Source organism: Streptomyces longispororuber, from assembly GCF_014656095.1.
In the GTDB taxonomy this organism is placed as follows: domain Bacteria; phylum Actinomycetota; class Actinomycetes; order Streptomycetales; family Streptomycetaceae; genus Streptomyces; species Streptomyces longispororuber.
On sequence record NZ_BNBT01000050.1, the window covers coordinates 12786 to 29211 of the forward strand.

Sequence of the window (16426 nt, forward strand, 5' to 3'; positions counted from 1 at the left end):
GAGGCGCGAAGCGCCGTTGCGGTGACGCCGGGCGGGAGGATCTCAGCCCGTCCGGCGTTTGAGGACAAGGCGCGGAGCGCCGTTGCGGTGACGTGCGGCAGGAGAGTCCAGCCCGTCCGGCGATTGAGGACGAGGCGCGGAGCGCCGACGGGGTCCGGGGCGGAGCCCCGGTCGACGGCCCAGGGGCGAAGCCCTGGGAGGCTACGCCAGCCCGCGCCGGGCCACGGCGGGAGGCCGAAACCCGGCGAGGGAGGCGACCATGTCCACCACCTGCCGCGTCTCCGCGACCTCGTGCACCCGGTACACCTGCGCCCCCAGCCACGCCGAAACCGCCGTCGTGGCCAGCGTCCCGATCACCCGCTCCTTGACGGGCCGGTCCAGCGTCTCCCCGACGAAGTCCTTGTTGGACAGGGACACGAGCACGGGCCACCCCGTGTCCACCAGCTCGCCGAGCCGCCGCGTCGCCTCCAGCGAGTGCCGCGTGTTCTTGCCGAAGTCGTGCCCCGGGTCGATGAGCACCGACTCCCGGGGCACGCCGAGGGCCACCGCCCGCTCGGCGAGCCCGACGGTCACCCGCAGGATGTCGGCCACGACGTCCTCGTACTCCACGCGGTGCGGCCGCGTCCGCGGCCGCGCCCCGCCGGCGTGGGTGCACACGAGCCCGACCCCGTACCGCGCGGCGACCTCCGCGAGCTTCGGGTCGACCCCGCCCCAGGCGTCGTTGAGCAGGTCCGCCCCCGCCTCGCACACGGCCTCGCCGACCTCGTGCCGCCAGGTGTCGACGCTGATGACGACGTCGGGGAAGCGGCGCCGCACCTCGGCGACGAACCCGACCGTCCTGCGGGCCTCCTCCGCGGCGGTGACCTCCTCGCCGGGACCGGCCTTGACGCCGCCGATGTCGATGACGGCGGCGCCCTCGGCCACCGCCTGCTCCACGCGCGCGAGGGCGGGCTCGTCGCGGAACGTGGCGCCCTGGTCGTAGAAGGAGTCCGGGGTCCGGTTCACGATCGCCATGATCACCGGCTCGTGCGCCTCGAACACGCGCCTGCCCAGCTTGAGCATCCCCTGTGCGCCTCCTGTCGTCCCTGTGGTCACCGGCGGCTCCGCCGTCACCGATCGGGTCACGGACCTTGACGGCCCCCGCCGCCTGCGACCTTAACTGTCACAGCCGCATGGCACGATCGGAGCCGGACAGTAAGCCGGACATCCGTAAGCCGACATCCGTAAGCCAGACACTCGTAAGCCAGACAGTTCCGTGCCGACCGGCCGCGGTCGGCATCCGAGCGTGGGGACCCGCACAGATGGTCATGTTCCTGTTCCTGGTCATCGCCCTCGTGGTGGTGGTCGCCGCGGTGACGCTGGCCGTCCTGGGCGGCTCCGGCGGCGGCGCGCTGCCGGAGGTGGAGCCGGAGCGGTTCGCCGACCCGCTGCCCCCGGACCGGCCGCTGCGCCGCGCCGACGTGGAGGCCGTGCGCTTCCCGATGACGGTCCGCGGCTACCGCATGGTGGACGTGGACGAGGCCCTCGACCGCCTGGGTGCCGAACTGGCCGAGCGGGACGCCCGGATCGCGGAGCTGGAGACCGCCCTCGCGGGCGCCCAGGCGACGGCGGTCGGCGGCCCGGGCCTCTTCCAGCGGTACGGCTCGGGGGAGTACGCCGCCCAGGAGCCCGCCCCGGGACCCGCCCCCGGCCCCGAGGACCGGCCACCGGGCGGCCGGGGCCCGGCGGACCGCCCGGACGGGCGTCCGGAGGAGGACCGGTGAGCGGCGCCGTCGCGGGCCCGGACGGCGCCCTGCGCTGCCCCTGGGGCCTGTCCACCGAGGACTACGTGGCGTACCACGACGAGGAGTGGGGCCGCCCGGTCCACGGCGACGACGCGCTCTTCGAGCGGCTCTGCCTGGAGGCCTTCCAGTCGGGCCTGTCGTGGATCACGATCCTGCGCCGCCGCGAGGGCTTCCGCGCCGCCTTCTCCGGCTTCAAGATCGCCGCGGTGGCGGAGTTCACGGACGCCGACCGGGAGCGGCTCCTGGCCGACGAGGGCATCATCCGCAACCGCGCGAAGGTCGACGCGACGCTCGCCAACGCGCGCGTGCTCGCCGACTGGCCCGAGGGCGAGCTCGACCGCCTCATCTGGTCGTTCGCCCCGGACGCGGCCGTCCGCCCGGTGCCGCGGACCCTGGCCGAGGTGCCCGCGGTCACGGACGAGTCCACGGCCCTGGCCAAGGCCCTCAAGAAGCGCGGCCTGCGCTTCGTCGGCCCCACCACGGCGTACGCCCTGATGCAGGCCTGCGGCCTGGTCGACGACCACCTCGCGGACTGCGTGGCCCGCGGGGCGGGCGGCGCCTGACGCGCGCCGCCCCGGGGCGTCAGCGGCCCAGGTACCGCGGCTGGGCCTTGTCGAGGAAGGCCTGCACGGCGATGGCGTGGTCCTCGGACGCGCCCGCCCTCGTCTGCAGCTCGTCCTCCTTGTCCAGGGCCTCGTCCAGCGAGTGCCCGGCCGCGTACGCGAGGGACTCCTTGAGCGCCGCGTAGGCGAGGGTCGGCCCGTCGGCCAGCGCGCGGGCCACCGCGCGCGCCTCGTCGGCCAGGGCGTCCGCGGGCACCACCTTGTTGACGATCCCCAGGTCGTACGCCTCCTGGGCGTTGAGGCCGCGCGGGAAGAGCAGCAGGTCGGCGGCGCGGCTCTGGCCGATCAGGCGGGACAGCGTCCAGGAAACCCCGGAGTCGGCGGTCAGGGCCACCCCGGCGAACGAGGTGTTGAACGACGCCGTGTCCGCGGCCACGCGGTAGTCGGCCGCGAGGGCGAAGCCGAAGCCCGCGCCGGCCGCCACGCCGTTGACGCCCGCCACCACCGGCTTGGGCATGCCGGTCAACGCGCGCACGATCGGGTTGTAGTGCTCCCGCACCGTGCTCATCGTCTGCCCCGAGCCCGACGCGCGGGCCTCCTGGAGCACGCCGATGTGCTCCTTGAGGTCCTGGCCCACGCAGAAGGCCCGGCCGACCGCGGTGAGCAGCACCGCGCGCACCGCGGGGTCGGCCCCGGCCTCGCGCGCGGCCTCGCGCAGGGCCACCTTCGCCTCGGTGTTCAGCGCGTTCATCGCGTCGGGGCGGTTCAGCGTGATCGTCGCGAGCCCGTCGCTCACCTCGTAGAGCACGGTGTCGGCCATGGTGGGGTCCCCTCCGCTGGTCCTGTGTGGCTGGCCCTGTGGGCGCACGTCCCCGGGGCGGCGTGTCCCGGGGCTCCGGTGCGCCCAGCATGACCTAGATCATCGGCCACCGGTATGCGGCCGGGGATGTGACCTGCGTCAAAGAAAGTGAGGCGCGAGAAGCGCCTGGGGCGCCGAAGTATTGCAGCCACATCGCCGAATTGAGTGGTTTTGCGGGCGCGCGTTGCCCAAGCGATGCCGACCGATGTTGGTCATCGGGTCCCGCGATGCGGGATAATGACCTGGAAGCAATGTGTTCGATGCCGGTGACACCTGGGTTGTCGGCTGCGACAAGCTGGTTTCAGGAAGGGGAACGAGCATGGCGGCCATGAAGCCGCGGACGGGCGACGGCCCGCTCGAGGTGACCAAGGAGGGGCGGGGCATCGTCATGCGCGTTCCGCTCGAAGGCGGCGGTCGACTTGTCGTCGAACTGACCCCGGACGAGGCCGACGCGCTCGGCGACGCCCTGAAGAAGGTCGTCGGCTGACGCGCAGGCGCCCATACTTTTCCACTGCCCCGGCATCGCGAGACGACGCCGGGGCAGTGCCATGAGCGCCCCGCCAAGCCACACACGACCGACAGTCGAGAGTCGGCGGAACCAAACCCATATCGCGTACACACACCTGACGGAAGCGCCCCGAAGGGGCGCGGGGAACGGCGCGAGCACCCCCCGACAACCGGCAGACGAATCCCGGAAGCAGGGCTCCGGCCTCTGCCCCTGCGCCTGGCGGCTACGCCCTGAAGGGGCGCGGGGAACGGCGCGAGCACCCCCCGACAACCCGCAGACGAACGCTCACGGATCACCCCACACGCCCCACCCACCCGCACCCCACGGAGTGCTACCGCTTCACCGCACACAACAGCCCGTCCCCCACCGGCAGCAGCGACGGCACCAGCTCCTGACTCTCCCGTACCGCCCGCAGCAGCTCCCGCAGCCGCAGTACTTCCACGGGCTGCGGCCCGGAGTCCACGGTGCGGCCGTCGAAGAGGACGCCCTCGAAGCAGACGAGGCCCCCGGGACGCAGCAGGCGCAACGATTCAGCGAGGTAGTCGAGGCACTCCATGCGGTCGCCGTCGCAGAACACCAGGTCGTAGCCGCCGTCGGCGAGACGCGGCAGCACGTCCAGGGCGCGGCCCGGGATGAAGCGGGCGCGGTTCCCGGCGAAGCCGGCGGCGCGGAAGGCCATGCGGGCGAGCTGCTGCCGCTCCGGCTCCGAGTCGACGGTGGTCAGGACCCCGTCGGGGCGCATGCCGTGCAGCAGATGGATGCCGGAGACCCCGGTGCCCGTACCGATCTCGGCGACGGCCTTGGCGTCCACCGTGGCGGCGAGCAGCCGCAGCGCGGCGCCGGCGCCGGGCGACACCGAGCGCACCCCCGCGTCCCGCGCGCGCTCGCGGGCCCAGAGCAGCGCCTCGTCCTCGGCGACAAAGGCGTCGGCGAACGCCCAGCTCGTCTGCCGGTTGGCGGTAATGGCCCTCTCCTGTCCCCGTGGTTGCCTGGCGGTGACTGTATCCGTTGGGCCCGGGAACCCGCAGATGGGACCGCGCGTTAAGGAGGGTGTGAGCGGACGGGGGGACGGATGGATCACGGCACGCACGGCCGGGCGGCACCACAGGCCCAAGAGGCAAATCTAGGTAAAAACACTTATCCGGAGCTAACGGGCGAGGTGGTTATGGTAGGGGCTCCACTGGACACCACCAGAGCCGACAGGGGAGGTGCGGCCGCGTCCGCGGACAGAGGAGGATCGCTCCGGCGCCTCCTCAGGTTGGCGGGTAGGCCGAAATCCGTGACCGACACCGCTGCCGCCGACCACGCCGACTCCGCTCAGACCGCGACCTTTGCCGCTGACGCGGATGCCCAGACGTGGACTCCTCCCACCTGGGAAGAGATCGTCAGCACGCACAGCGGCCGCGTCTACCGCCTCGCCTACCGCCTCACGGGCAACCAGCACGACGCCGAGGACCTCACCCAGGAGGTCTTCGTCCGCGTCTTCCGCTCCCTGTCCACGTACACCCCCGGCACCTTCGAGGGCTGGCTGCACCGCATCACCACGAACCTCTTCCTGGACATGGTGCGCCGCAAGCAGCGCATCCGCTTCGACGCGCTCGGGGACGACGCCGCCGAGCGGCTGCCGAGCCGCGAGCCGTCGCCCCAGCAGGTGTTCAACGACGCGCACTTCGACGCGGACGTCCAGCAGGCGCTCGACACCCTCGCGCCCGAGTTCCGCGCCGCCGTCGTCCTGTGCGACATCGAGGGCCTGTCGTACGAGGAGATCGCCGCGACCCTGGGCGTCAAGCTCGGTACGGTCCGCAGCCGTATCCACCGTGGCCGCTCCCAGCTCCGCAAGGCCCTTCAGCACCGGTCGCCCGAGGCGCGTGCCGAGCGCCGGTCGCTCGCCGTCACCGGAGCCGTGGCGCTGGGAGGAGGGGGCGCGACCGCGTGAGTGGATCACGGTCGAATCCAGCCGAGCGGCACTGTGCCGAGCAGCATCTGGGAGACCGGCTCGCCGCGCTGGTCGACGGCGAGCTCGGTCATGACGCGCGCGAGCGGGTGCTCGCGCATCTGGCCACCTGTCCCACCTGCAAGAGCGAGGCCGACGCCCAGCGCCGGCTCAAGAACGTGTTCGCGCGGACCGCGGCGCCGCCGCCCAGCGAGAGCTTCCTCGCCCGGCTGCAGAACCTCCCGGGCATGAGCCTCGACGAGCTGGACGACCTCGACGGCCGGGGCGGCCCGCGCACCCCCGTCGACGACGACGGCTTCGCCACCGGCTCGTCCGACTCCGGGCTGCCCCCCGGCGGGGTCTTCTCCGTCCGCGGCGGCCACGCCGAGCCCCTCGCCGGGTACGTGCCCGCGGGTGCCCACGCCGCGGTGCTGCCCAGCGAGCAGCGCGGCTTCCGTATCCACGCCGTCGGCAGGACCGAGCCCGAGCGGCCCGGCTGGCGCGGGCGGCGGTTCGCCTTCGCGGCGGCCGGCGCGGTGTCCCTCGCCGCGATCGCCCTCGGCGGCGTCACGGTGAACGCCCCGCTCGGCTCCGGCGAGCAGCGCGCGGGCGGCTCCGGGGCGAACAGCAACGCCTCGCCGCCCCGCGCCCAGACCCCCGCCGGGGGCGTCTCCGAGTCCACCCGCCGCCGGGGCACCAGCCCCTTCTCGGTCCAGGGCCAGCGCCCCCAGGCCCCCGCGCCGACGACGTCCGCCGTGCCGCTGCTCTCCGGCACGCCCGGCCCGTCGCCGCGCACGCCCCAGCACCTCGCGGCTCCGCTGCTCGCCGGGGCCGGCGTCATGTCCCCGCTGGTCCGCGCCGTCGCCCCGGAAGGCCCGGCCGGACCCACCACGGGGCTCATGCTGAACGCCACGGCGAACGCCACGGCGGACGTGACACCACCGCCCGGCCTCGCCCAGCGGCGCGGGACGGCGGAGATCCACTGACGTTCGCGCGCGGACCTGGTTGAATTCCCCGGTGTGCCCGAGGGGCACGGAATCGGCGTCCGCCGCGGGGCAGTTGTTGGGGAGAGCATGGACGAGGTCGTAAACGCGGGCGGCGTGGGCACGGGGCCGGGCGGGGCAGCGGACAGCTCCCACGGCCCCGGGGCGGCCGCCCCCCGGCCCTCGACGCCCGCCCACCAGCCCACCACGCCCGGAGCCCCACCCGCCCCGGGCGGCCCGGGCACGGCCCCCGGCGCCCCGGCCTGGGGCCCTGAGACGGCCCCGGCGCCCGAGGCCTCCACGCGGGACCACGGCGCGGACCCGGCTCCGGTTCCGGCCTCTGGTGCCCCGGCGGAGAGCGTCGGCACGGCTCCGCACTCCGGCACCTCCGCAGCGGTCCCCGGTGCGGCCCCCTCTCCCGGCGCCGCCGGCGCCGCGCCCTCCGCGGCCTCAGCCCACGGGACTCCGCCCGCCGAGACCGGCCCCGGCCACGCCCCCCACGGCGAAGCCACCGGTACGCCCGGCGCCTCCGGTACTGCCGGTGCCACTGGTGCGCCCGGTGCCACTGGTGCCTCCGCTACGCCCGGTGCCTCCGGTACTGCCGGTGTCTCCGGTACGCCCGGAGCCTCCGGTACTCCCGCTGCCAGTGGTGCTTCCGGCGCCGCCGAGGCACCCGCTGCCCCTGGTGCGCCCGACGCCACCGCCGCGCCCGCTGGCGGCCCCGCCCCCGCCGCCGGTACGCCCGCCCCCGCCCCCAGCGACAGCTTCGCGGCCCCCGCCACACCCCCCGCCGACCGCCCCCGCCCCCTGCACGACCCCGACCCGTACAGCACCCCGCCGTACGGCGAGCCCGGTCCCTGGGCCCCGGCCCCGCCCGTGCAGCACCCGATGGTGACCCCGGCCCACGGCACCGCCGCGTACGGCGCGACGCCGGGGGTGCCGCCCCGGAGCACCCCCGCCCAGACCCCGGCCCCGGCTCCGTCCCCGGCCCCGGGCGCCGCCCCGCCCGCACCCCCGGCCCCGGGAGCCCCTGCCCCGGAGCCCACCGGCGGCCCTTGGCACCGCTACGACCCCTGGAAGGCGCCCCTCCAGCAGACCGGCGCCCCCGTCGCGACGGAGGAGCAGCGGCACCGGCGCGGGCTGCGGATCGCCGGGGTGGGCGCGCTGCTCATCGCCCTGGTGTCCGGCGGGATCGGCGGCGTCGTCGGGGCGTACCTGGAGCGCGAGGGCGGCATCGGCGGCGGCGCCGTGGAGCTGCCGCAGTCCGGTACGGAGTCCCGGGCGCGGCCCAAGGGCAGCGTCGCGGGGATCGCCGCCAGCGCCCTGCCCGGCGTCGTCACGCTGCATGTGCGCGGCGACGAGGGGGCCGGCACCGGCACCGGGTTCGTCCTCGACGCCAAGGGCCACATCCTCACCAACAACCACGTCGTGGAGCCGGGCGGCACCGGCGGCGAGATATCGGTGACCTTCAGCGGCGGCGAGACCGCGAGCGCCAAGGTCATCGGCAGGGACGCCGGGTACGACCTGGCCGTCGTGAAGGTCTCCCGTGTGCGCGGCCTCAAGCCGCTGCCGCTCGGCAACTCCGAGAACGTCCGGGTCGGTGACCCCGTCGTCGCCATCGGCGCGCCCTTCGACCTGGAGAACACCGTCACCTCCGGGATCATCAGCGCCAAGGAGCGGCCCATCACGGCCGGCGGCGACAAGGGCGACGGCAGCGACGTCTCGTACGTGAACGCGCTGCAGACCGACGCGCCCATCAACCCGGGCAACTCCGGCGGGCCGCTCGTCGACGCCCAGGCCCGCGTGATCGGCATCAACAGCGCCATCCGCTCCGCCGGCGGGGGCGCGGACCCCGAGCGCGGCCAGTCCGGCTCCATCGGCCTCGGCTTCGCCATCCCGATCAACCAGGGCAAGCGCGTCGCCGAGGAGCTCATCAACACCGGCCGCGCCACGCACCCCGTGATCGGCGTGACCATCGACAAGCGGTTCACCGGCGACGGGGCGCGCATCGCCCGGACGGGCCGGAGCGGCGGCCCCGCCGTCAACCGCGGCGGCCCCGGCGACAAGGCCGGCCTGGAGCCGGGCGACGTCATCACCGAGGTCGACGGGCGGCGCGTGCACTCCGGCGACGAGCTGATCGTGAAGGTCCGCGCGCACCGGCCCGGGGACCGCCTGGACCTGACCGTCGAGCGCGACGGCGAGGAGCGGAAGGTGACGCTGGTCCTCGGCAGCGCCGGCAGCGACTGACGGGCGCCCCCGTGACGGGGGAGGCGGCCGGTGGGGCCCGGGCGGGCCGGGTCCCTGTTGACCCCGTGGTCGCCCTGCGGCTACCGGACGGACAGGAGCGGCGGGTACCGTAGAGCGGGTCCGGACGGCAAGGAGCTCAGGGTGTTCAACGACATCGGCGTATTCGAGATAGTGACGCTGGTCATCCTCGCCGTGCTCATCTTCGGCCCGGACAAGCTGCCCAAGGTCATCCAGGACGTGACCCGGACCATTCGCAAGATCCGGCAGTTCTCGGACAGCGCCAAGCAGGACATAAGGAACGAACTCGGCCCGGAATTCAAGGACTTCGAGTTTGAGGACCTCAATCCCAAGCGGTTCATCCGCAAGCAGCTCGAGAACGACGACCTGGGGCTCAAGGAAATCCGCAACGGCTTCGACCTGCGCAAGGAAATGGCCGAAGTCGCGGACGCCGTGCACGGGCGCGAGGGTGACGCGGCGGACGACGGCGGCAGCCGTTCCGGTCCGCCCGCGGCCTCCGCGAACGGCGGCGGCCGGGTCGACATGCACAAGCGTCCCGCCAAGCCCGCGGCCGACGAACCGCCGCCCTTCGACGCCGACGCCACCTGAGCCCCTCGGCCCGCCCGCGGCGGGCCCGCGCCCGGCGGACGTCGCCCTCCCGGGGTGTGCGTCGTGTGCGCCGCCCGGTGCGCCGGGGTGCGTACGGCCGTGGCCTTCCGGACACCCGTCCGACGACTGCCTTACCGGCATCCGGAATCGGTGTGGCTATCCTGCCTTGTTGTCCGGCGTGAGGACGCCCGAGGGGGGCGGGCCGCTCCGGACCGACGAGAGCGAGGAGGCGGCCGGGTACATGGAGACGACAAGTCGGGTGGGCGTGCAGGCGTCAGCCGCGGACGGTGCCGCGTCGCAAGCGGTGCCCTCCGCCCGGCGTACGGTCGACGGCTACCTGCTGGCGCCCTTCCCCTGGTACGGCCTGGACGAGGCCTTCACGGGACCGCGCTGGCTGATGCAGGTCGGCACCTCCGCGGACGGCGCCGTGGAGCACGGCTCGATCGGCCACGGCGACGAGCCGTCGGTGCGGGTCGAGGGCGGGTACGGCAACGGCGACAGGGAGCGGTTCGCGGTCGTGGTGACCGTCGCCGCCAACCCGGTGCGGCGCAGCGGCGACGGCACGGGCGTCCTGGAGGCGACCTCGGTGTCCTCCGCGGCCTGGCTGGCGGGGGTCGGGCTGCTGTCCTTCACCTGGCCCGGCCAGATGGACCACAGCCTGCGGGACGACTGGCTGGACCAGCAGACGGAGACGGCCTGGGTCCTCGCCGACGACCTGCACGGCTCCGACTGGTCCACGCTCTCGCTGCCCGTGGACGGGGAACCGGCCTCGTTCCACTACCGGGAGTCCGAGTACGGCTGGGTGCTGGCCGGCTCCACCAAGGAGGGGGTGCACCTGGGGGCGTACGGGCGCGGGATGAGCGCGTACGGCCTCGCCTTCTCCGTGGTGAAGGACATCAGCGCCTACGCGAAGTAGCCTTCCGGGCCGGTACGCGGCGAGGGGCGCCACCCGTGACGGGTGGCGCCCCTTCGCGCGACCCGTCACGGGCGGCGCCCCTCGCGTGCGTCGGCCGCGATCCGGCCGCGGTCAGCCCGCGGCCGCCCCGCGGTCAGAACTTGTTCCTGGGCGTGATGCCCAGGGACAGGCCCGACAGACCGCGCTGGCGGCCGCCCAGCTTGCCCGCGATGGTGCGCAGCGCGCTGCCCGCGGGGGAATCCGGGGCGGAGAGGACCACCGGCCGGCCGTCGTCGCCGCCCTCGCGCAGGCGCACGTCGATCGGGATGGAGCCGAGCACCGGCACCGTCGCGCCGGTCGTGCGCGTCAGGCCCTCGGCCACCTTCTGGCCGCCGCCCGTGCCGAACACGTCGACCATCTCGCCGCAGTGCGGGCACGGCAGCCCGGACATGTTCTCGACCACGCCGACGATCTTCTGGTGGGTCTGCACGGCGATGGAGCCCGCGCGCTCGGCGACCTCGGCCGCCGCCTGCTGGGGCGTGGTGACGACCAGGATCTCGGCGTTCGGCACGAGCTGCGCCACGGAGATCGCGATGTCGCCGGTGCCCGGCGGCAGGTCCATGAGCAGCACGTCCAGGTCGCCCCAGAAGACGTCCGAGAGGAACTGCTGGAGCGCGCGGTGCAGCATGGGGCCGCGCCAGACGACCGGGGCGTTGCCCGGCGTGAACATGCCGATGGAGATGACCTTCACGCCGTGCGCGGACGGCGGCATGATCATGTTCTCGACCTGGGTGGGAAGCCCGTCCGCGCCCAGCATGCGCGGTACCGAGTGGCCGTAGATGTCCGCGTCGACCACGCCGACCTTGAGGCCGTCGGCCGCCATCGCCGCGGCGAGGTTCACCGTCACGGACGACTTGCCGACGCCGCCCTTGCCGGAGGCGACGGCGTAGACCCGGGTGAGCGAGCCGGGCTTGGCGAAGGGCACCTCGCGCTCGGTCTGGCCGCCGCGCAGCGCCGCGGCGAGCTCCTTGCGCTGCTCGTCGCTCATCACGTCGAGGGTCACGTCGACCCGGGTGACGCCCTCGACGCGGGAGACGGCGTCCGTCACGTTCGTCGTGATCGTGTCCCGCATGGGGCAGCCGGAGACCGTCAGGTACACGGTGACCGCGACCGCGCCCTCCGCGCCGATCTCCACGGACTTGACCATCCCCAACTCGGTGATGGGCCGCTGGATCTCGGGGTCGTTCACCGTCGCCAGCGCTTCGCGCACCGCGTCTTCCGTAACCATGTACTCGATGGTACGGCTCCCGGTAGGGGGGTCCGGAAGCCCGGTCAGCGGTCGCCTACGTCACGTGCCCGGCCGGTCGCCGACGGGAATACGTCGCGCCGCTCCTCCACCTCTCTGACCAGGTCCTGCAGTTCGGAGCGGATCCAGTCGCGGGTCGCGACCTCGCCGAGGCCCATGCGCAGCGCGGCGATCTCCCGGGTGAGGTACTCGGTGTCGGCGATGGAGCGCTCGTTCTGCTTGCGGTCCTGTTCGTGGGTGACGCGGTCGCGGTCGTCCTGGCGGTTCTGCGCGAGCAGGATCAGCGGGGCCGCGTACGACGCCTGGAGCGAGAGCATCAGGGTCAGGAAGATGAACGGGTAGCGGTCGAAGCGCAGGTGCTCGGGCGCGGTGACGTTCCAGACCACCCACAGGATGATCACGACCGTCATCCAGACGATGAACCGCCCCGTGCCGAGGAAGCGCGCGATGCGCTCCGACAACTGCCCGAAGGCCTCCGGGTCGTACTCCGGCAGCAGCCTGCGGCGCGGTGCGCGCGGCTGGTCCAGGCGGAACCGGGGGCGCCCCTCGGGCCGCGCCTCGCGCCGCTCGTCCCGCGCCTCGCGGTCGCGCCCGGGGGGCCGGGGCTCCCGGTCACGCGCCATGGCCGGCCCCTTCCGGGAGGTGGAACTCGGTCTCGCGCCAGTCGTCCGGCAGCATGTGGTCGAGCACGTCGTCGACCGTGACCGCGCCGAGCAGCGAGCCGCCCTCGTCGACGACGGGCGCCGCGACCATGTCGTACGTGGCGAAGAAGCCGGCGACGACCGGCAGCGGGTCCTCGGGGGTGAGCGGGCGCAGGTCGTCGTCGAGGATCGAGCCGACGAGCGTGTACGGCGGGTCGCGCAGCAGCCGCTGGAAGTGCACGGCGCCCAGGTACTGGCCGGTCGGCGTCTCGTCGGGCGGGCGGCACACGTACACCTGCGCCGCCAGCGCGGGCGACAGGTCCTGCTGGCGCACCCGCGCGAGGGCGTCGGCGACCGTGGCGTCCGGGCGCAGCACGATCGGCTCGGTCGTCATCAGGCCGCCCGCGGTGCGCTCCTCGTACGCCATCAGCCGGCGCACGTCGGCGGCGTCGTCCGGCTGCATCAGGGTCAGCAGGCGCTCCTTGTCCTCCTCGGGCAGCTCGGCGAGCAGGTCGGCGGCGTCGTCCGGGTCCATGGCCTCCAGGACGTCGGCGGCGCGCTCCTCCTGGAGCTTGCCGAGGATCTCGATCTGGTCGTCCTCGGGCAGCTCCTCCAGGACGTCCGCGAGCCGGTCGTCGTCCAGGGCGGCGGCGACCTCGGCGCGGCGCTTGGCGGACAGGTGGTGCAGCACGTTCGCCAGGTCGGCGGGGCGGAGCTGCTCGAAGGTGGCGAGCAGGCTCTCGGCACCCTGCCCGTGCTCCTCCAGGAAGAAGCCCTCGACCGCGGACCACTCCACGGTGAGCGTCTCCCCCTTGCGCCGGAACGCTCCCCCCTTGCCCCGGCGTACGAAGACCCGGTCGACCTCCCAGTCCCTGCGGGCCGGGAGCTGGCGCACGGACACGTCGAGGACGGTGACCTCCTCGCCGGTCTCGACCAGGCGCACCCGCCGGTCCAGCATCTCGCCGAGCACGAGCCGCTCGGTGGGGCGCTGCTCGAAGCGCCGTACGTTCAGCACGCCGGTGGTGATGACCTGGCCGGACTCGATGCCGGTCACGCGGGTCATGGGCAGGAAGATGCGGCGCCGCGTCGCGACCTCCACGACCAGCCCGAGCAGCCGCGGCGGCTTCCGGCCGACGCGCAGGATGGCGACGAGGTCGCGCACCCGGCCGACCTGGTCGCCGTTCGGGTCGAAGACGGCGGTGCCGGACAGGTGCGAGACGAAGATCCGGGGCGCGCCTCCTGCCATGTGCCGCGCCTTTCTCGGGACGGGGACGGGGCATGTGCTCGGGACGGGGACGGGGCGTGCGGACCGCGGTTCGCCGGGTGTGTCCCGCATGCCGGGTATGGGGGCTTCAGGCTAGCCCGTACCCGTCGTATCCGCCCTGGTGAGGCGTCCGGACGGACGGGCGCGGAGGGACGGGGGAGACACCGGTACGCTGCGGTACGCCAGGCCGTCCAGGGGTACGGCTCTGGCCGTAGACGACGTCGGCACGAGAGGCAGCGCCACCTGTGACTGCGATGCGACCGGCCCCCCGTTCCCGAAGGTTCGCGCTGGTGGGCGCGGTGTGCGCGGGGCTCGTGGTGGGCGGTGCGGGACTGACCGCGTGCGGCGGCGGATCAGGCGGGGGCGAGGACCCCGACGCCGGCACCAACGGTGTCGGCAAGCTCTCCGCGGCCCGGATCCAGAGCAAGGCCCGGCAGGTGGCCGAGGCCGCGCCCGCCGTGCGGCTGTCCGGCACCGTCGTCAGCAAGGGCCACACGTACAAGCTCGACATGCGGCTCACGCACAACGGCGGCACGGGCACGGTGACGTCCAAGGGCGGCACGTTCGAGCTGCTGCGCGTCGACCGGAACCTGTACCTGAAGGCGGACGCGGACTTCTGGGCGCACAAGGAAGAGAGCGCCCAGGGCGCCGGGGGCACGGGCGGCGCGGACCGCGGGGCCGCCGCCAAGCTCGACGGCAAGTACGTGAAGGTGCCCCAGGGCGACCCCGCGTACCGGCGCCTGAGCGGGTTCACCGACAAGGGCGTCCTGCTCGACGGCACCCTCGCGCTGCACGGCACCCTGGCCAAGGGCGAGCGCGGCGGGACGGGGGCCGGGCGGTTCGTCAGGATCAGCGGCGACAAGGGCGCGGGCGGCACCCTGGAGGTGTCCCTGAAGGGCAAGCCGTACCCGCTGACCCTGCGGCGCGCGGGCGGCACCGGCACGCTGCGGCTCAGCGAGTGGGGGCAGCTCGTGCCGCTGCGGGAGCCGGACAAGGGCGAGACCGTGGACTACGGCCAGCAGTTGCCCACCTCGTAGCGGCGGCCGGGCGCGGCCGGGCGCGGCCGGCGCTCAGCGGCGCTTCTTGCCGCGGCTCTTCCCGCGGCGCAGCAGCAGCCGGGGCAGCGCCTCCGGAGCGCTCTCGCGCGTCGTCACCGGCGTGGGCAGGGGCGGGGCCGCCAGGGAGCCCTCGGGCGGCTCCAGGTCCGCCTCGCGCGGGGTGAGCCGCAGGACCCGGCACTGCTCCGCCCACCGCTCGACGACCCGCTCGCCGTCGGGGGCGTTCAGGCGCTTGCCCTTGAGCTCGGCGACCGCCGCCTCCCACGCCTCGGAGCGCGGCGCCAGCTCCGTCACCGTCGCCGTCCAGGACAGCAGCCGGCCGCCCTTGTCCTTGCTGCGTACGGTCACCACGGCCGTGGCGCCGTCGGCCAGCTCGGGGAACGGCTGCTCGCCGGGGCCGTCGCCCACGAGGTGGGCGGCGCCGTCGTGCCAGACGTGCCACAGCGCGCGGTCGGGGCCCGCGCCGCGCACCCAGATGAGGCCCGACTTCTTGGTGGCCTCCTCGACGAGGGCGCGCCCGAGGAGTGTGTCAGCGGTCATGACGGCAGCTTAGCCAGCGGCCCCCGGGGCGGACGCCCGCGCTCAGAGCCAGCCGTTGCGCTTGAGGGTGCGGTGGATCGTGTAGCAGACCACGCCGATCAGGCCGAGGACCATCGGGTAGCCGTAGCGCCAGTGCAGCTCCGGCATGTGGTCGAAGTTCATCCCGTACACGCCGCACACCGCCGTCGGGACGGCGATGATCGCCGCCCAGGAGGTGATCTTGCGCATGTCCTCGTTCTGCGCGACGGCCGCCTGCGCGAGGTTGGCCTGGAGGATGGAGTTGAGCAGCTCGTCGAAGCCGAGGACCTGCTCCTGGACGCGGGCCAGGTGGTCGGCCACGTCGCGGAAGTACTTCTGGATGTCGGGGTCGACCAGCCGCATCGGCCGCTCGCTCAGGAGCTGCATGGGGCGCAGCAGCGGCTGCACGGCCCGCTTGAACTCCAGCACCTCGCGCTTGAGCTGGTAGATCCGCCCGGCGTCGACACCGCGCGAGACGCCCTTGCCGGTGACCGCGAACACCTCGTTCTCGACGTCGTCGATGTCGACCTGCATGGCGTCCGCGACCGCGAGGTAGCCGTCGACGATGTGGTCGGCGATGCCGTGCAGCACCGCCGAGGGGCCCTTGGCGAGCAGCTCGGGCTCGTCCTGGAGGCGGCGGCGCAGCGTGCGCAGCGAGCCGTGGCCGCCGTGCCGCACGGTGATGAAGAAGTCCCGGCCGGTGAAGCACATGACCTCGCCGGTCTCCACCACCTCGCTGGTCGCGGTGAGTTCGGCGTGCTCGACGTAGTGGATGGTCTTGAAGACCGTGAACAGCGTGTCGTCGTAGCGCTCCAGCTTGGGCCGCTGGTGGGCGTGGACGGCGTCCTCCACGGCCAGCGGGTGCAGCCCGAACTCGGCGGCGATACCGGCGAATTCGGCCTCCGTCGGCTCGTGCAGGCCGATCCAGGCGAAGCCGCCGTCGCGGCGCACCTGGAGCATCGCCTCGTGCGGGGTGAGGGCCTCATCGCGGGACACGCGGCGGCCGTCGCGGTAGACGGCGCAGTCGACGACGGCCGAGGCGGCACGCGGGTCGCGGGTGGTGTCGTACGAGCTGTAGGAGACGCTGTCCTTCCGCAGGGCGGGGCGGACTGCGGCGCGCAGGTCGCGGATCATCGACATGGGCAGGCTCCTTCGACGAAAGGGCCGCCTGCGACGGGTGGAACTACCCGGAATGGGGACGTCCGGCTGTGCTGGGGGCAC

The 16426-nt window shown here is 74.0% G+C and carries 16 protein-coding genes and 1 pseudogene; 9 read left to right on the forward strand and 8 right to left on the reverse strand.

The window, feature by feature from the left end:
• Positions 1–201: 201 nt before the first annotated feature.
• Positions 202–1062 carry a dihydropteroate synthase gene (gene folP, locus IE330_RS17660; protein ID WP_190136994.1) on the reverse strand — a complete coding sequence of 287 codons (861 nt, stop codon included), beginning with the start codon at positions 1060–1062 and terminating at the stop codon, positions 202–204.
• Between the two features lie 245 nt (positions 1063–1307).
• Between folP and IE330_RS17665 the strand changes: the two genes are divergently transcribed.
• Positions 1308–1763 (forward strand): DivIVA domain-containing protein, encoded by a 456-nt coding sequence (locus tag IE330_RS17665; protein WP_190137030.1) that lies wholly within the window; start codon positions 1308–1310, stop codon positions 1761–1763.
• Complete coding sequence (locus IE330_RS17670) at positions 1760–2347, forward strand: DNA-3-methyladenine glycosylase I (RefSeq protein ID WP_190136995.1); 588 nt, start codon at positions 1760–1762, stop codon at positions 2345–2347. Before IE330_RS17665 ends, IE330_RS17670 begins: the two co-directional genes overlap by 4 nt.
• Positions 2348–2366: 19 nt before the next feature.
• Here IE330_RS17670 and chcB read toward each other — a convergent pair whose 3' ends face one another.
• A complete protein-coding gene (gene chcB, locus IE330_RS17675) occupies positions 2367–3167 on the reverse strand; it encodes a 2-cyclohexenylcarbonyl CoA isomerase (RefSeq protein ID WP_190136996.1) in 801 nt (266 codons plus the stop codon).
• Positions 3168–3525: 358 nt separating this feature from the next.
• Between chcB and IE330_RS17680 the strand changes: the two genes are divergently transcribed.
• Positions 3526–3693, forward strand: coding sequence for a DUF3117 domain-containing protein (locus IE330_RS17680; protein WP_003966491.1), 168 nt, complete (start codon positions 3526–3528; stop codon positions 3691–3693).
• A gap of 352 nt (positions 3694–4045) precedes the next feature.
• Here the strand turns inward: IE330_RS17680 and IE330_RS17685 are convergent, their stop codons facing one another.
• Positions 4046–4744 carry an O-methyltransferase gene (locus tag IE330_RS17685; protein WP_190137031.1) on the reverse strand — a complete coding sequence of 233 codons (699 nt, stop codon included), beginning with the start codon at positions 4742–4744 and terminating at the stop codon, positions 4046–4048.
• Between the two features lie 135 nt (positions 4745–4879).
• On the opposite strand from IE330_RS17685, the gene sigE reads away from it, so the two are divergent.
• The 5 genes and pseudogenes from sigE (at position 4880) to IE330_RS17710 (ending at position 10399) form a co-directional block, all read left to right on the forward strand.
• Entirely contained in the window at positions 4880–5650 is a 771-nt protein-coding gene (gene sigE, locus IE330_RS17690; protein ID WP_190136997.1) for an RNA polymerase sigma factor SigE, read from the forward strand.
• Positions 5647–6633 (forward strand): zf-HC2 domain-containing protein, encoded by a 987-nt coding sequence (locus tag IE330_RS17695; protein WP_190136998.1) that lies wholly within the window; start codon positions 5647–5649, stop codon positions 6631–6633. Before sigE ends, IE330_RS17695 begins: the two co-directional genes overlap by 4 nt.
• 612 nt (positions 6634–7245) lie before the next feature.
• Positions 7246–8877: pseudogene (locus IE330_RS17700) on the forward strand (S1C family serine protease); the annotation flags it as partial.
• Positions 8878–9018: 141 nt separating this feature from the next.
• Complete coding sequence (locus IE330_RS17705) at positions 9019–9483, forward strand: sec-independent translocase (RefSeq protein WP_190137000.1); 465 nt, start codon at positions 9019–9021, stop codon at positions 9481–9483.
• A 241-nt stretch (positions 9484–9724) separates the two neighbouring features.
• Positions 9725–10399, forward strand: coding sequence for a hypothetical protein (locus IE330_RS17710; RefSeq protein WP_229925722.1), 675 nt, complete (start codon positions 9725–9727; stop codon positions 10397–10399).
• Between the two features lie 133 nt (positions 10400–10532).
• Here IE330_RS17710 and IE330_RS17715 read toward each other — a convergent pair whose 3' ends face one another.
• Genes IE330_RS17715 through IE330_RS17725 form a run of 3 tightly spaced genes read right to left on the reverse strand, consistent with a single transcriptional unit; the run spans position 10533 to position 13571 of the window.
• Positions 10533–11666: an Mrp/NBP35 family ATP-binding protein gene (locus IE330_RS17715; protein ID WP_190137002.1), complete on the reverse strand. Its 1134-nt coding sequence runs from the start codon at positions 11664–11666 to the stop codon at positions 10533–10535.
• 44 nt (positions 11667–11710) lie between these two features.
• On the reverse strand, positions 11711–12307 hold the full coding sequence (locus IE330_RS17720; protein ID WP_190137003.1) for a DUF1003 domain-containing protein: 597 nt from the start codon (positions 12305–12307) through the stop codon (positions 11711–11713).
• The gene (locus tag IE330_RS17725) at positions 12297–13571 is read right to left on the reverse strand and encodes a magnesium transporter MgtE N-terminal domain-containing protein (RefSeq protein ID WP_190137004.1); all 1275 of its coding nucleotides are present in this window, start codon (positions 13569–13571) and stop codon (positions 12297–12299) included. Before IE330_RS17725 ends, IE330_RS17720 begins: the two co-directional genes overlap by 11 nt.
• Positions 13572–13843: 272 nt before the next feature.
• On the opposite strand from IE330_RS17725, the gene IE330_RS17730 reads away from it, so the two are divergent.
• A complete protein-coding gene (locus IE330_RS17730) occupies positions 13844–14626 on the forward strand; it encodes a hypothetical protein (RefSeq protein ID WP_190137005.1) in 783 nt (260 codons plus the stop codon).
• 33 nt (positions 14627–14659) lie between these two features.
• Here IE330_RS17730 and IE330_RS17735 read toward each other — a convergent pair whose 3' ends face one another.
• Both IE330_RS17735 and IE330_RS17740 read right to left on the reverse strand, forming a co-directional pair.
• On the reverse strand, positions 14660–15187 hold the full coding sequence (locus IE330_RS17735; protein ID WP_190137006.1) for a hypothetical protein: 528 nt from the start codon (positions 15185–15187) through the stop codon (positions 14660–14662).
• Between the two features lie 42 nt (positions 15188–15229).
• Positions 15230–16345: a magnesium and cobalt transport protein CorA gene (locus tag IE330_RS17740; protein WP_190137007.1), complete on the reverse strand. Its 1116-nt coding sequence runs from the start codon at positions 16343–16345 to the stop codon at positions 15230–15232.
• Positions 16346–16426: the final 81 nt, after the last annotated feature.